The organism is Curtobacterium sp. 'Ferrero' (assembly GCF_002412165.1).
In the GTDB taxonomy this organism is placed as follows: Bacteria; Actinomycetota; Actinomycetes; order Actinomycetales; family Microbacteriaceae; genus Curtobacterium.
The window spans coordinates 18,236-33,868 of sequence record NZ_NXIA01000003.1 but is presented as its reverse complement, the minus strand read 5'-3'; the positions used below and the strand labels follow the sequence as shown (position 1 = coordinate 33,868).

Here is a 15,633-nt window from a genome sequence, read left to right as displayed (position 1 = left end):
CCGGAAGGACCACCCCCATGACCCTCACCCTCACCGTCCCACCCCGAGCCGACGCGGACCGCCTCACCGGACTGCCCGTCGCGGTCATCGGCGCCGGCCCCGTCGGGCTCGCAGCCGCCGCGCATCTCCTCGAGCGGGGCCTGCCCGTCGTCGTCTACGAAGCCGGCGACCAGGTTGGTACGTCTGTCCGTGCGTGGGGGCACACCAGGCTGTTCTCCCCGTGGCGGTACGTCATCGACGTCGCCGCCCGCCGCCTCCTCGAAGCCACCGGCTGGACCGAGCCCCGCCGGTCGTCGCTGCCGACCGGGCACGACCTCGTCGCCCAGTACCTCGAACCCCTCGCTCAGACGCCCGAGCTGGCACCCGTGATCCGGTGCGGGGTCCGCGTGGACGCGGTGTCCCGGCAGGGTATGGACCGCACCCGCTCCACCGGCCGCGCCGACATTCCCTTCCTTCTCCGCCTCCACACGAGCGACGGCGTCGAGGACGTCACCGCCCGCGCGGTCATCGACACCTCCGGCACCTACACGTCCCCGAACCCGCTCACCGCCGCCGGCCTGGCACCCGCTGCGGATCTCGGTGACCGGGTCGTGCACGCCCTCCCGGATGTGCTCGGAGCGGACCGTGCCCGGTTCGCTGGGAAGCGGGTCCTCGTCGTCGGCGCCGGCCACTCGGCCGCGAACACGCTCATCAAGCTCGCCGCCCTCGCGAAGGACGAGCCCGGCACGACGCTGTTGTGGGCGATCCGGAACGCCGGCACCGCACGCCTTGGCGCGGATGCCGCTGACGGGCTCGCGGCCCGCGGGCAGCTCGGCTCGAACGTGCACGGCCTCTTCGAGTCCGGGCAGGTCGAGCAGCTCGCCTTGTTCGAGATCGACGACGTCCGTCCCGACGGTGACCAGGTCACCGTAAGCGGCCGCCGTGCCGGTGAGGCGTTCGCAGTGACGGTGGATGTCGTCGTGGCTGCGACAGGGTTCCGGCCCGACCTCGACATGCTCCGCGAGATCCGGCTCGGCCTCGACGACATCGTCGAAGCACCCCGGGCGCTGGCACCGCTGATCGACCCGAACTTGCACTCCTGCGGCTCCGTGCCGCCGCACGGTGTCGCGGAGCTGGCGCATCCGGAGCCGAACTTCTTCATCGCCGGGATGAAGTCCTACGGCCGCGCACCCACGTTCCTGCTCCTCACCGGCTACGAGCAGGTCCGCTCCATCGCCGCGGAACTCGCCGGCGACCACCAGGCCGCCCGCGACGTGCAGCTCGAGCTCCCCGAGACGGGTGTGTGCTCCACGAGCATCGGCGGCGGGACGTCCTGCTGCACAACCGACCAGACGGACACGACCTCGACGACGGGTGGCTGCTGCGGATGACGACCGGGACGACACTGACCGTGCGGGCGATGACCGCGGCGGACTGGCCGAGCGTGCAATCGATCTACCGGGAGGGCATCGCGACCGGGAACGCGACGTTCGAGGCGGAACCGCCAGAGTGGGCGGCGTTCGACGCAGGGAAGCTGCCGGCGCACCGGCTCGTCGCCGTGGACGGTGACGAGGTCCTCGGCTGGGTGGCGGTCTCCCCGACCTCCGCCCGGCCCGTGTACCGCGGGGTCGTCGAGCACTCCGTGTACGTCGCCGAGCAGGCGCGCGGCCGCGGCGTCGGGCACACGCTCCTCGAGGCACTGATCACGTCCACCGAGGCGGCAGGCATCTGGACGATCCAATCCTCCCTCTTCCCAGAGAACACCGCGTCCATCGCCCTGCACGCCGGGCACGGCTTCCGGCAGATCGGAACACGCGAACGCGTCGCACTGATGGGCTACGGTCCCTTCGCCGGCCGATGGCGGGACACGGTTCTCATCGAGCGGCGAAGCGCCCGGGTCGGTGTCTGACCGCACCCGCGGCCTGCTCCTGCTGGTCAGTCTGTGCGCCTCCCAGGTCATCTCCTGGGGCACCCTCTACTACGCGCTTCCCGCGACCAGCACCGTGATCGCCGCCGCCACTGGCTGGACCGTCGCCGCGATCACCACCGCGTTCTCGGCCGGGCTCATCCTCTCCGCGGTGATCGGCATCCCCATCGGGCGGCTCCTCGACCGCGTCGGGCCGCGCAGGGTGATGACCGCCGGGACCCTGCTAGGCACCATCGGCCTCGTCACCGTCGCGGCCGCACCGTCCCCGCCCCTCTTCGCCGCAGCGTGGTGCCTGACCGGTATCGCCCAAGCCGCCACGCTCTACCAGGCGGCGTTCACCGTCATCAACAAGCAGTACCGGCAGCACCGAGCCAGGGCGCTGACCGTCCTCACCCTCACCGCAGGGCTCGCGTCCACGATCTTCGCCCCCATCGCCGCCGCCCTCACCAACGCGTTCGGCTGGCGGGACAGCTCCCTCGTCCTCGCCGGAATCCTGCTGGTCGCAGTGACACCGATCCACGCGTTCCTGGTGCCCGTGTACTGGCCTGAGCACGCCCGGACCGCGGACGCCACCGCGGACCCAGGCCGCACCCGTCGCATCATCCGGTCCGCTCCGTGCCTGCAGGTCGGAATCACAGGCCTCGCCCTCGCGCTCTACGCAGCGACCCTGAACCTCGTGCCGAGCCTCACCAGCAGCGGCCACACGCTCGCCGCAGCCACCGCAGCGTTCGGCCTCGTCGGCATCGGCCAGGTCGCCGGCCGGATCCTGTTCATCCTCCCCGGCGCCCGCACCAACGGCACCCTGCTGGTGACCATCGTCGCGGTCGCCGCGCTGATCCTGCTCGCGTTGGTGCCGCGGCCATTCGGGGTCGTCGTTGTGATCGTCCTCACCGCCGGCGCCGCCCGCGGCGCACTCACCCTCGTACAAGCATCCGCCGTCGTCGACCGGTGGGGCACCGCAGGCGCCGGCCACCTCACCGCGGTGTTCGCCGCGCCCGTCACGATCGCCACCGCCATCGCCCCCGCAGTCGGCGCGAGCCTCGACGCCGTACTCGGGACCGGCGGCGCGACGATTCTCCTCGCGCTCGTTTCCGCTGCTGGTGGGGCAAGCCTCATCATCGGTAGCCGCCTCCGGTGCCGGACGGCCGCTGAATGCCGCACCGGTTAGACCTCGACGACCGGCCGCCGTCGCTCGTCGCTAGGGCTTCTTGCACCGAGAGCACACGCGCTCCACGCGCCGCATCATGGTCTAGCTCGCCGGGGACGACATCACGATGTCGGCCCGAACGGGCTCTCGGGTGTTCGACAGGCTCGGATCGAACCGCCGGCACATCGACCCCGACGGCGGGTCGAACCGCGCCCTGGAAAGCTCGTGGCCCGTATTCGAGACAAATGGTGCATCTGGACGTGAGAAGTCGGTCGGGTCTCGGGCGGCGGCTAGCGAGTCCATGGCCGTGAATTCGATCAGCACCGCGCGAGCGCGAGAGCCCGCAGCCCGCTTCCTCACACCTCGTCTTCGATCTTCGATGCGGAGCGCGGCCGGCGCGCGTCGATGGCCGTGTAACGGAGCATCTTGCCGGTCTTGCCTGCGACCAGCGCAACCTGGTTGGGCAGCGTCTTCAGGCGATCGGTGGCGCTGCGATTGGTTCGATACTGCACGGCGATGAACCAGCCGTGCGTCGCGACGTCGGAGGTCATATAGCTGGGCAGCTGGTGGTTGAGCCCGTTCCAAAATTTGCCGTTGTGGAGCTTCTTCACCTCGATGAGCACCCGAGCCGTGGTTCCAGATGAGGCTTTGAAGTCCACCGGTCCGCGGCCGAGCTCCACTTCGCGATCAAGTTCGACATCGAATTGCCGCAGGTACGGCTGCGCGAGACCAAGGAACAGCAGTTGCACCGCTTCCTCGGGCTTCTCGGAGCTGTCATCGTTCCACAAGAGGCTCCACCCGCGTTGCTGCTCGACGAAGTGCTGGAAACGATCGACGACCTCGGCGACGAGCTCGAGGAGGTCGTCGTGTGTGGTGACCACGCGGGCCGCCAAGGGGTGTTCGGTCGCGAAGCGGGACGCCTCCTTGTCCCATTGCACGACGCCGAGCGGGTCACTGCCGAAGTTGTATCCGGCGAGGTCGTTGCGGCTGGTTTGGGTGCGCGCCCAATCGCGGACCCGGTCCGGGTGTTGCCGAGCGAATTGCACGATGCTGGCCTTCGAGACGCCCTCACCGACTTTCAGATTGAGCGAGAGGCGGATGTCGTCGTTGAAGTGCGAGTCAAACCAGTCATCCGCATTCAGCGTCGGGAGGCCGTTGAGGAGCTGTTCTGGGACCAGAATGATCGGCTGCTGGTTCGTGGGATTGATCGGCAGCTCGACGATGTCATCGTGCCATCTCGCTGCGTCGAGCGTGACACGCGCGTTCCGCACCTTGCGTGCGACAAGCGGGATACCGTGACGACGTGCGACGTCCTGCGTGTAAGCAATGAGGTGCCGTTTGAGGACGTTGGCCGTCGCGTCGGAGATGCGGTCTGCTCCGATGCCTTCGTTGAGGATGCCGATTTCTTCGATGTGCTCGGGGTGGTCTAGGCCGGCGCTGATGGCGACGGCGATGCCGTCGGCCATGCGCGCCGCGAAGCGGTCGCCGGATCCGGAGCCTCGGGTACCGGCCGAGGTGTAGCCGAGACCGAGCTCGAACGGTTCGGGGAACGTCAGCAGGCGTCGTGCTGCCTTCGCTGACACGGAGGACGGGGACGTCGCCTTCGCAACCAGTCTGTAGCAGTGGACGAAGTGAGCGATGAGCTCCTCATGTGCGGCAGTCCAGTCTCCGCCGGCCTCGAGGAGCAGCAGCGGGTCGATGAACAGCTTCGTGTCAATCGTGAGGTGCGAATCAAACCAGTCGTCGGCTTCCGCCCGGTCTACGCCGAAGGCTTCCGAGAAGCGCATGGGTTCCTTTCGATGAAGTTACTGCGCAGGTTCTAGAGCCGCCGCGGTCGGCACCCGAGACGCCGCGATCGCGTAGAGCGCCGACGGCAGCCCCGAGCCGGCCAAGAAGTCTTCATCGTTAATCCCCGCTTCGCCGAGCACCTCTCGCGCTCGGGGGAGCATCGACGGCATCTCGAGTGAGGAGATTCGTCCCGGTTCGGCACGTCGCCAACCGTTCTGCGACATCCGGATGACCGCGTTGCGATACGAGACATCGCCCATCACGCCGAGCGTCCGGGCACGGTACAGGAGAGCGGCGAGACTGACGCCCCAGTGCTCCTTGAGCTCAGCGAGCTGCGCCCATGCCCGACCCGCGGTCGAGCTCGGCAAGAGGGGGGCAATCTCTTCTGCAGGCAGGAGGAACTCCGCCGCGAAGCGGTTGGCTTGTTCTTCAGCCACCTTTCCGCCGGGCTCGGCGTCGTGGTGCATGATCAGATGGCCGAGCTCATGGGCGACGTCGAAACGCTGCCGGTAGTAGTCGTCCTTCACCGGGTTCAGGATGATGACCGGCCGTGTGGCGGTGTGCAGCGAGTACGCGTCGATCGCTGCGACACCGGGCTCGCTGAACACCACGACGACACCAGCACGTTCGGCGAGACGCACGACATGCTGAATCGGTCCGGGTACAACGCCGAAGAACTCGCGAGCCGCCTTCGCGGCGTCCTCGGGGGTCATCGTTCGTTCATCCGGATCCACGGGAAGATCCGGCAGGAGAGCCTGCGGGAACTCGACGGCGTTCTCGAGCATGCCGGACACCTCCGCGACGAATCTTCCGTACGCCTCCGCCTCGTCTTGAGCGATCTGCGGAGTCGAGCGGAGGGAACGGAAGTGGGGCTTGTTGACCTTGGGTGGAGAGCCGCCACCGAAGAACTGAGGTTCAACGCGTAACGCCAACGCGAGCTTTGCAACCGTTGCCCGGTTGGGCTGCTTCGCGCCGCTCTCCCACGACGTCACCGAAGCCGGTGACATCTCGATCAGGGTCGCCAGGTGGGACTTCTTCAACCCTGCGAGCTGTCGGGCCATCGTGAGCCGCTCACCGTTGAAGAGCGACGACGCTGCCGACAGAGCCTGCGAGGGCCGCAGTGGACTATCCATTTGCCGACCCGAGACCCTCGGCAGCGCTCGGACGCTTGATGCGGACCGGGACGTCTTCGACATCGGTCGACGCGCCGCGGCTCGGCTGCGCCGGAGGAGTGACCGTGCCAACACCGCCGATCGGCGTGCCGCCGGAGATGAGCTTCACGCGCCAGTGCCAGCAACCGTCGTGGGGGTACGCCGGATTCTTGCTCTGGCCGAGGTAGAGCTCGAACTGCTTGGTCGTGGGATTGAACGCGTGTGCGGCCACGAGGGTGACGCCGGTGAAGCCGTCATCCTCGGGGATCCCGTCGATGGACTCGAGCCCGAAGTCCTCGTCGTCAAAGAGCGTGCCGTCGCTGATGAAGTGCTGCGACGCGACCCGGCGCTTGGCGTCGCTGCGTTGCACCCACTTGATGTCGTCGATGCCGCCGAACGTGAACGACTGCAGGAGCACGCGGAAGCCGCCCACCGCCCAGCCTGGTGACTGTCGGTAGTTGCTGCGCGTCACCGCGTGGGCCGCGAGGAGGGGCATCGAACGGAACACCTGCGGCGGAACACCGCGCTCGAGAACGTCACCGCCGACGCCCTCCACCTCCGGCCCGAGGCCGAACCGTCCGTTCGACGTTGCGCGATCCAGATGGTCCTGGAGGTGCTTGTAGTTGAGGTAGCCGACGACGCCCTGATCATGGCCGGCGTCCTCGTCGTAGATCTGGTTTGTCGCCGCGAAGGCTGCGGGAGCTGCCCACTTCAGGACACTGAGGAAGCCAGCCTCACCGAGGCTCTTCATGGCGTCGTCTTCTGCACTCACGGGACTCAGCATAGATCGAGAGCAGTAAGTTCTGCGCTCATTTTTACTCTTGGCGTGTCACGACCGTCGGGCTTGCGCTCCTGGAGGGCTAGAGATGACCAGGGGACCGAGCCTCAAGAGCGCGTCGAGGCGGACCTGCCGCTCCTGGGGGGGCGAGGGGGAAACGGGAGTGGGCTGAGCGGCTCTTCGGTGCAGTGCCTACCTCATCCGCCGTGTCTCGAGCAGCTCCAGCAGCGGCTTCGCGTCGCGGCCTGAGGTGAGCCACTCGACCGGCGTTGCCGGCTCGCCGTCGATGGACGTGTACGAGTGGGGTGTTGTCATGAACCCGAGGATCGACGTCGGGTGCATGTCCTCATCGAACGCTCGGACCAGCGACGACATGTAGTTCAGCGATGGCTGGTCCGGGTCGTCGGTGAACTGCCATGCCGGGAACAGAAGCTCGTCGTCGCACACGAACGCGAACAGGTCACCTAACGCGAGGTGGGTGAGCACACGTCCCGTTCCTGTGTCCAGCCAGTCGGCTGCCTCTTCCAAGGTGAGTGAGGCGCTCAGTCCGCGCTGCCAGGACCGACGTTCGATTGCATCGAGCTCTCCTCGCGCGACAGCAGCCTTCGCCGCTTCGTACCGCTCCCGCGTGCCGAACGCAGCCTCGATGAGGGCCTCCTCCTCGTCCGGGGTGAGATCTCGACCGGTTCGAGGCTGCGGCGGGTTGTGGCGAGGCCCGAAGTCGTGACCGCCGGCGTGGACGCCGACGAATTGTCTGAAGGCGCCGCGTAGCCGGGGCGGGTCGAGCTCGCGGTCCCGGTCGACTGCGACCGCATCGTCGGCGTCCGCGAAGTCCATGGCCGCGGCCCTCCGGACGCTCTCCGGTAGGTCCTCACCGGTCCGGCCGGCGAGAGCCACACGTGCGCGAGCGCGAGCGATCTGTAGCCGTGACGCCATCAGGTCGTCTCTTCTCGATCGACTTCTGGGGTGGCCATCGATGCCTCCTGCAGGGATGGGTGTTGGTAGGTGATGGCACGACTCGAAACGGTGTGGTCGGGGGCCGTCGAGGTGTTTCTACCGCCAGCTGGCGGCTTCGAGCTGGTCAAGGACGACCTGCAGGTCTCCGCCGAGCCTGAGCCACTCGACTGGAGTGAAGGTGTCGTCGGTACCAGGGATCTCGAGGCAGGCGTTGTACATGAACCCCAAGACCGTTGCGGGGTGCTTCTCGTCACCCCACGCCGGTGTCAGTCGTGCCATGCCCGAAAGGACTGGTTGGGCAGGGTCGTCCGTGAACTGCCATGCCGGGTACCGCAGCTCGCCGTCGGAAACGAATGCGACCACCTCGCCGGCAGCAAGCAGCGCGTGCAGCTGAGCCTCACTGATGCCAAGCCAGTCGGCGGCTTCCTCAGCTGCCAGCGTGGCAACGAGCGCCTCCTGGACGGTCAGACGCTCGGCCTCCTCCAGCTCCCCGCGAGCGACCGCCGCCTTCGACTCCTCGTATTCCTCGCGAGTCAGGCTGCCGGAGCGGATCAGGAACTCCTCCTCCTCGGGCGTCGCTTGACGTCCTCGGGGGCCGTCTGGGGGCCCTTCAGCCAGGCCGAAGTCGCGACCGTGAGCGAGCACGCCCGCGAGCGAGGCCAAGGACGGGTCGACCTCGTTCATCTCTGCTCCACCTCTCGAATCGTCGATTTGCCTCGTAAACGAGCGAGAATGGGGGCACTGACCCGGCGCGAAGCCGGCGAGGGACGAGGACGGAGTCCGGGAGCTACCATGGTTTGTAGGCACAACTTGCAGGGGTCGTCATTGACCCCTCGGCACGCGACGGCCAAACCGCGTGTAGTGCCCGCCACAACTCGAGACTGCCTGCCTGATCCGAGCGAGATTCGCGTCGGATCTTTCCACGTGCCCGCGGGGCGCGCAACCGCCGTTCCGACGTTCGATTCGATCGTTGGAGCGCATCTATGAGCGAGCCGACCCCCGCGCGCAGGACTGGACGTCCGCCGAAGAGAGTCACGGACAAAGTTCGTGCGGACGCCCTTATGGAAGCGATGCGGCGTGCGGAGAAGGTGCTCCGCGAGACGAACGAGGAGCGCGTTCGTCTCGCTCGCGAGGCGTATGACACTGGCCTCACGATGAATGCCATTGCGGAGGCGCTCGGTGTCAGCCACGTCGCGGTTAGTAACTGGATTCGGGCAGCGAAGCAAGATGCGTCTTCTCACGAGCGGTAGCGGCTCCTGCAAGGATTGATTCTGTAAGCAACTTACAGTTAGTGTGCCGCCATGAGCCCACTGCTGTCCACTACCCACCTCGAAATCTCCGACGCGTATCGCCGTCGTAGAGACGAACGGCCGACAGGTGCGGTCCGCGTGGGGCCTTCCGGCGACGCCACATGAGCACGGATACGCTTGTCGCTGGCCCGCCAGACGAGCCCGGCCGTGCCGGCCGACCGGCGTACGTGCGGCTTCCGGACACCCCTCCAGCCTGGGCGGGGGGCCTCGGGAGCCCAATGCTCCGCGATAGCGAACGGCTCGCTCATCGTGGCCGGACGCGCGTCGGTGAGTGGGACGTCGATCCCATGGAGGTCCTGAACTCCTGGGCGGCGAACCCCAGGCATGTGACAGACCGCGTCGGCAGCTTGGTACGGGGGCTTCGGATGAGGTTTCACCGGCCGTGGTCGACGTACCGTTTGAAGCCCGAGAGGCCTTCCGCCGGCGTTATCGCCGGGTACTCGACGGACGGGCGCACTGTCCGCAGTGTGCAGGTCGCTGATCTGACGGCGGAGCTGCTGCGTTCCGCGCATCCGATGCGCGAGTTCTCTCGCAGACTGACGCAAGATCACAAGCCCGTCGCCGTGTGGACCCACACCACCGGGTCGCTCGTCGGCGCGGAGTCGCATCTGGAACGGGACTTCATCACGCTCGCGGATTTCCATCCGGCGGTGCGCTACATCGGTGGTCAGCCGTTCACGTTGGCGTTCCAGCGAGGAGCGCCGTGCAAGCTGCACACGCCGGACCTGGTCCTTCTTGGGGACGGGCTGCCGCCGCTGGTCGTCGACGTGAAGAACCCCGAGCAGGCGGCGCAACGGAAGTGGCGGGCTCGGGCGGCCTTGGTCAGGGGCGTTCTTGCCGAGGCAGGTATCGGCTACGAGGTCTGGACGGGGATGCCGCGACTGATGCAGGCGAACCTCGAGAATTTCACTGAGGCGCGGGTTCCCGAGCCGTCCTACCGGCGCTGGGCACCGATCGCGGCGGAGCTGTGCACGCGACCCATGCCCGTCGTCGAGCTCGTGGCACGCGTCGCCGCACGGGGGTACGAGCCGGGGTTCGCGATGATGTTGATCCGTCGGATGCTGTGGCGCCGTGACCTCCGCACGGACATGCGGTTGCCGTTCCGGCCGACCTCGATCGTGTGGACGGTGAACCCGTGACGAAGGACTCGGAGTGGGTCGCGAAGCTGCGCGTGGGTATGCCGGTGGTGTTCGACGGCGAACAGGTGTTCGTGCAGTCATGGGCTGACGGGTGGGTGCAGTTCGTCGACGCCGCGAACCGACCCGTGACTCCTCGGCCGCTCCGCGCGGTGGTCAAGGCGATCGCCAGCCCGGAGAACCCGCCGCCGGCGTCGATGCTGCTGCATGACCTCGACGACCGGCTCAGCGACACCGCAATCGGCAAGCGCGACTACCACCGCGCGCTCATCCGCTACATCGACACCGGCATCGCACCCTGGCAAGGGGATAACGAGAAGCCCTCCCGGGACGTCGACCCGGACGTCATCCACATCGAAGGCAAACGTCTCGCCGCGATCGCGAGACGCATCGCCGAGCACGACGAGATCCCCTACGAGACGGCCCGCAAGCGCGTCAGCCGCGCCATCAAGCGAGAAACGGCCGGCCCCACAGCGACGGTCGACGGTCGCTACACACGGGAACGTCGGAAGAACCGCGACGCTGACATCCCCGCCCTGGTGGAGAAGTTCCTGCTCGACCGCGTGTTCGATCCGGCTCTGCACACGCAGACGCAGTACCTCGAGTTCCGCCTCTGGCTCCTCGGCACCGCTCCCGACATCACGAAGCCGCCGTCGGAGCGAACGTTCTACCGTCTCGTCAATCGCGTCCACAAGCGGATGCCGCACCTGAAGACCAAGTCGAAGACGAAGCACGGCACTGAGCAAGCGCCCAAGCAGTCCTTCGCCCTGCGCCACCTGGAGCGCCCGGGGTCGCTTTGGCAGATCGACGCCACGACCTCGAACGTGATGCTTTGGGACCCGAAGGACCGCACCGGGAAGGCCCGCACTTACCGGGTCACGCTGGTGAAGATCATCGACTCCGCCACCCGCATGATCGTCGGCCGCTCCATCAGCGAGCACTCCTCGGGCGTCGGTGTCGTCCTCGCTCTTGCCGACGCGTTCGCATCGATGGTCGACGACCGCGAAACGGTCACCGTCGACGGCCGGGTATACCCGCGCCCCTTCGTCGGGATACCGCGCGCGCTCACTCGGTGGCCGATCCCGCCGCGCCGCCTGATCACTGACAACGGGAAAGACTTCCTCTCCAACTTCCACGTCAGCCAACTCGCCCGCCTGGGATGCGAGGTCGAGTTCGCTCGCGTCCGTGACCCGCGCGCCAAAGCCTTCATCGAGCGCAGCTTCCTCAGCTACAAGACCGAGTTCGAGGAACTCTGCGCCGGCTACGTCGGCGGGTCAATCGACGAACGCGGCCTCCACACCGAGGCCCTCCTCACCTGGGACCAGCTCTGGGAACGCGACCAGCAATGGACCGACCTCTACAACTTCCGCGAGCACCGGGGCCTTCGCGCTGAACTCGGACGGCGCATCAGTCCTTACCAGCGCTGGGCGGAACTCGTCGGCGAGACCGGGTTCGTCGAGATGCCTAAGTGGGAGAACGAGTGGATCCGTTTCCTGCCGACCTTCCGAGCCAAGCTCCGGAAGTACGGCATCACCCGCCGCTACGAGCTCTTCAACGCACCCATCATTGAGACGCTGCTGCGCACCCCCGGTGCTTCCCGCGACGGCTACTGGACGTTCCACTACAACCCATCCGACCTGCGGCAGGTGTACTGCTTCGACCCCGACGGCACCGCATGGGAAGTGCCCTGGGTGCTCCGCACCGAAGACACGCCCCAGTTCTCGGACCACTCCCTCACCGTGCTCGGCGGGCAGGTCGGCGATCTGACGTTGCGGCGGACTGAGTACCAGGACCGGATGCTGCAGCTGCTGATTCAGTGGCGCGCTGACGACGACCTGATCCGCGGCGGCCGGTCAGAGCTCTCCCGAACTGACGAGATGAACGCTGTCGCCTACGAGCGGCTGCAAGCGCTCGACTCCGGCACCGTGATCCCCAGCGACATGGACTACGACCTCGAGGAACTCCTCGATCAAGCCGGAGCCGACGTCGATGCTGACTCCGACGATGACCTTGATGACATCGACGACCTCTTCGGCCGATTCGCATGACCCTCATCGACGAACGAGTCCTACCGACTGCAGTCCGGCGACTGTTCGGCGACGATCCTCTCCCGGAGCAGAGCTGGGCGCTGATGGCCGATCAGGACCGAGCGTTCGTTCGCGGCGTCACGGGTGCTGACATCCTCGATCCTGGCCATCTGCACGTCGGTGCGGGCCCGGACGAGCGACGGCGTCACCGGGCCGCGCTCGAAGACTGGCACCACTCGTGGCCGTACCTGCGGACCCGCCAGACCGCAGAGGCCGAGATGCGGTACCGGACCGTGCGAAGTCCACAGCCACGCCGCACCGCTGATCTCATCCCCATCACCCTCGTCACCGGACCTCCCGGTACCGGGAAGACGAAGCTCATTCGTCGCATCGCCGCGGAAACGATGTGCCAAGCCGCCTGGGACGCCCGCATCGGGATCAGCGCACCGCTACACGATGACGGCCTGTTCACCGCTCCTCGGAGAGACGTGGTGTTCGTGGATCTGCCGAAGAAGCAGGCCGAGCAGCAGCTGTTCGCGCTGCTCTGCCAGCAGGTGGGAGCGCCGTATGACAAGGACGCTCGTGCGGCGTTCGGGCGAGCGGTTGAGCGGCACCGGATCCGGTGGGTGTTCGTCGACGAGATCCAGTTCATCAACTTCGACGGCCAAACCGGCAAGTACGTCCACGACGGATTCAAGTCGCTCCAGAACATGGGCGTCCGGATCGTCTTGGCTGGTCACGACATGCGGCAGCAGCTCGCCGAGCAGCGCAGCGGCGCACGAGAGGCAGCACGGGTGCAGTCCGAAGCGCGCTGGATGCTCATCGAGCTGGAACCCTACCGACGCAGCACCAAGACCGAGATCACCGAATGGAGAAAGATCCTGCATCGGATCGAGCGAAGGATCCGACTCAGCGGTCACAAGCCGGGAGAAGCGGTGCTCAGCGACGAGTTCGAGGAGTACCTCTGGGTCGCAACGCTCGGCTACATGAGCCACGTGTCGACGCTCGTGTCCGGCGCCGTGAACGTCGCCGCCGCGACCGCTGACCAGCGCATCACCCGGAAGATCCTCGACATGGTCGCCGTGGAGAAGCGGGCACAGGATGGGCGTGCGCAACGCCTGCAACTCTGGGACGCCGGCCGGTTCTCGTTCCGGCAGAGCTGGCGTTGAAATGAGGGCGTCAACTCCGCGGACGGATGCTTCGGACCTTGCCGGTACGCTCCCGTTCGGGTTCCGGACGACCGTCGTGCCCGGAGAACACCTGCCGAGCCTGCTGCTACGGATCGCTGCATACGTCGGCGAGCCCCCGGCAGCAATCAGCCGTTGGTGCGGTCTCGGCGCACTCCGGTCAGCGGACCGGCGCCGGCTCGACATGATCCTCCCCGCCGAGGTCGCACGGTCTATCGCAATCGCCGTCGGCTGCAGCACCGGCGAACTCCTGGATGGCATGATGCGGTCCTTCGTGAACGACGCGCTCGCGCCCGGCGACGACGGTCTGCCCGCGCACGCAAAGAACTGGACCCGAGGATCCGGAACCCGGTACTGCCCACAGTGCCTCACCGCCCGGCCAGCCGTCTTCCTCGCGCACTGGCGCTTGTGGTGGTCGTTCCTCTGCGAGACGCACCAGGTGCCGCTGCACGACACCTGTCCAGCGTGCGGGGAAGGCATCTCAGATCCCGCGCTCATGGAAGCACACCCGGTCGACCCCTCACGCTGTCGCGCACGCCTCGAGGACGGCAGCCGGTGTGGTCACGACTTGGGGGCCACGTGGCACGAGGCGGCGTTCGACGAGAGCGCGCCTATCGTCCGCGCACAGGCCGCGATTTCGGCCGCTTGGAAGCGTGACCGACAGACGCTGGATGTCTTCATTCCAGACGTGCAGCACCTCTTCCGCACGCTACGCGGCGTCGGAATCGCGCTCCTCGCCGCGGACGACACCGCCCTCATCGCAGAGCTCGCCGAGCTTGACCCGTCACAGCTGCACGGCCTCTTCGACGAGACCGCACGTATCGGAACCGCGCCTCCGAAGAACGCGCTAGCGATGGGGGCGCTCATGGCCGCCGCGTTCGCGCTCATGTTCACCTCGGAGGAGGAAGTTCGACCCATCATCCGGCGGCTGACCTTCGCGCGGCCCTCCGCGCAGGGGCAGACCGAACGCGGCCCCGGCAGTGCCGCGACCCTCCTCGGCTACTGGCCGGGCGTCGGACCGCGCTTTCGAGGCCGCGTCCTCCGGGCGATCGACGGCGACCTGCCGGCGATGCAACGTCTCGTGACCGGTAGCGCGGTGCGAGCCGAGTTCGACGAACCAGCCGTCGCTGCCTACGTCGACTTCCTGATGCCTCACGACTCCCTACGCAACCCGACGTGGACCGCCGATCACATCCCGCCCCTGCTCTGGGCGAACTGGGCAGTGCCACTGAGCGTGGCCGGCGGCGCCGACCCCGAGACCCTTCAGCGATCACTCGCGCTCGGTCTGACCGCAGCTCTCGCCGGCGCCTACCGAGACGTACCTGACCATGAGGCGATCGCCGGTATCGGACGACGACTCCGACCAGCCATGCTCGGCACACCGGCTCAAACGACCGCGATCCTGCGGCAACTCGGCGAGCTCGCCCGCTACCTCGCAGCATCCGAACCGGGCATCAACTACGCGACCCGGCAGCGGCACCTGCCGTGGTGGCAACTCCTCGAACCGACGCACTGGGACATGATCTGCGCCAGCGTCGGCACCTTCACCGGCGGCCCCCGCCGCCTCCTCAACGCACGCCGCTACCTCTACCTCCGAGCCACAGCACAACCCATCAGCGCCCTCCCCACCCCTTGGGCCGTCGTCGCGAACGGACGGGATGCGGCTGAGTACACCGACTTCCAGATCCGCATGACAGCACAGCTACAGATCGCCCTCGACGCATACCTGGAGGCCTGGCTCACATCCACCATCGACGCCGTAAGCGCGTACGACCGAGGCAAAGGCACGTCCCCCGTCGCTGTCTGGGAGCCACCGCGATGGGCCGGCCGAGAAGCGGTCCACCTCGGCCCCGAAATCGACGACATCGAGGTGCCAGCGCTCCACGACCTTGTCGCCTCCGGCGTCACGACCGTCAGAGCCCTGGCCGCAGCTACACGCCGCACTCCGCAGCACGTCCGATGGGCGCTCCGAAGGCATCCCGTCCCGTCGGACCAGCCGATCTTCCCCATCGACTGGAGCGCACATCTACGGCAAATTCCGTGGCAGCCGTACCTTCCTGTGACGCACCGGAATGGGAACGACGCCGACCAGGATGTGACCGTGCTGCTGCCCTACGGATGGCACGGCGCCCGCGTCTATCGGGGAGCAGGCGGCAGCCACCTAATCGACTGGCGCTGAGAGCACGACGCTGCGGCTAGCTCGATCAACCACGAAGAGAACAACGATCGCGAGCCGTGCCGGTCAG

The 15,633-nt window shown here is 67.3% G+C and carries 13 protein-coding genes; 8 read left to right on the top strand and 5 right to left on the bottom strand.

Annotated features, from left to right (window positions below; all coding sequences use genetic code 11):
* Positions 1-17 precede the first annotated feature (17 nt).
* Genes Csp2054_RS04170 through Csp2054_RS04160 form a run of 3 tightly spaced genes read left to right on the top strand, consistent with a single transcriptional unit; the run spans position 18 to position 3,074 of the window.
* Positions 18-1,370 carry an FAD-dependent oxidoreductase gene (locus Csp2054_RS04170; protein WP_096898062.1) on the top strand — a complete coding sequence of 451 codons (1,353 nt, stop codon included), beginning with the start codon at positions 18-20 and terminating at the stop codon, positions 1,368-1,370.
* Positions 1,367-1,888 (top strand): GNAT family N-acetyltransferase, encoded by a 522-nt coding sequence (locus Csp2054_RS04165; RefSeq protein WP_096898061.1) that lies wholly within the window; start codon positions 1,367-1,369, stop codon positions 1,886-1,888. The genes Csp2054_RS04170 and Csp2054_RS04165 overlap by 4 nt, the downstream gene beginning before the upstream one ends.
* A complete protein-coding gene (locus Csp2054_RS04160; RefSeq protein WP_217990864.1) occupies positions 1,881-3,074 on the top strand; it encodes an MFS transporter in 1,194 nt (397 codons plus the stop codon). The genes Csp2054_RS04165 and Csp2054_RS04160 overlap by 8 nt, the downstream gene beginning before the upstream one ends.
* Positions 3,075-3,409: 335 nt before the next feature.
* Here the strand turns inward: Csp2054_RS04160 and Csp2054_RS04155 are convergent, their stop codons facing one another.
* The 5 genes from Csp2054_RS04155 to Csp2054_RS04135 form a co-directional block, all read right to left on the bottom strand.
* On the bottom strand, positions 3,410-4,840 hold the full coding sequence (locus Csp2054_RS04155; RefSeq protein ID WP_096898060.1) for a hypothetical protein: 1,431 nt from the start codon (positions 4,838-4,840) through the stop codon (positions 3,410-3,412).
* An 18-nt stretch (positions 4,841-4,858) separates the two neighbouring features.
* Positions 4,859-5,974, bottom strand: coding sequence for an XRE family transcriptional regulator (locus Csp2054_RS04150; protein ID WP_096898059.1), 1,116 nt, complete (start codon positions 5,972-5,974; stop codon positions 4,859-4,861).
* The gene (locus Csp2054_RS04145) at positions 5,967-6,764 is read right to left on the bottom strand and encodes a hypothetical protein (RefSeq protein WP_096898058.1); all 798 of its coding nucleotides are present in this window, start codon (positions 6,762-6,764) and stop codon (positions 5,967-5,969) included. The genes Csp2054_RS04150 and Csp2054_RS04145 overlap by 8 nt, the downstream gene beginning before the upstream one ends.
* A 198-nt stretch (positions 6,765-6,962) precedes the next feature.
* Positions 6,963-7,607: a hypothetical protein gene (locus Csp2054_RS04140; RefSeq protein ID WP_141399123.1), complete on the bottom strand. Its 645-nt coding sequence runs from the start codon at positions 7,605-7,607 to the stop codon at positions 6,963-6,965.
* Between the two features lie 216 nt (positions 7,608-7,823).
* Entirely contained in the window at positions 7,824-8,411 is a 588-nt protein-coding gene (locus Csp2054_RS04135; RefSeq protein WP_096898056.1) for a hypothetical protein, read from the bottom strand.
* Between the two features lie 299 nt (positions 8,412-8,710).
* Between Csp2054_RS04135 and Csp2054_RS18690 the strand changes: the two genes are divergently transcribed.
* The 5 genes from Csp2054_RS18690 to Csp2054_RS04110 all read left to right on the top strand — a co-directional run bounded on the left by Csp2054_RS18690 (position 8,711) and on the right by Csp2054_RS04110 (position 15,566).
* Entirely contained in the window at positions 8,711-8,977 is a 267-nt protein-coding gene (locus Csp2054_RS18690) for a transposase (protein WP_141399122.1), read from the top strand.
* A gap of 527 nt (positions 8,978-9,504) precedes the next feature.
* The gene (locus tag Csp2054_RS18005; RefSeq protein ID WP_176491555.1) at positions 9,505-10,176 is read left to right on the top strand and encodes a TnsA-like heteromeric transposase endonuclease subunit; all 672 of its coding nucleotides are present in this window, start codon (positions 9,505-9,507) and stop codon (positions 10,174-10,176) included.
* On the top strand, positions 10,173-12,221 hold the full coding sequence (locus Csp2054_RS04120; RefSeq protein ID WP_141399120.1) for a DDE-type integrase/transposase/recombinase: 2,049 nt from the start codon (positions 10,173-10,175) through the stop codon (positions 12,219-12,221). Before Csp2054_RS18005 ends, Csp2054_RS04120 begins: the two co-directional genes overlap by 4 nt.
* Positions 12,218-13,369, top strand: a complete 1,152-nt coding sequence (locus Csp2054_RS04115) for an ATP-binding protein (RefSeq protein ID WP_096898052.1) — start codon at positions 12,218-12,220, stop codon at positions 13,367-13,369. The genes Csp2054_RS04120 and Csp2054_RS04115 overlap by 4 nt, the downstream gene beginning before the upstream one ends.
* A 76-nt stretch (positions 13,370-13,445) precedes the next feature.
* A complete protein-coding gene (locus Csp2054_RS04110) occupies positions 13,446-15,566 on the top strand; it encodes a TniQ family protein (protein ID WP_176491554.1) in 2,121 nt (706 codons plus the stop codon).
* Positions 15,567-15,633 lie beyond the last annotated feature (67 nt).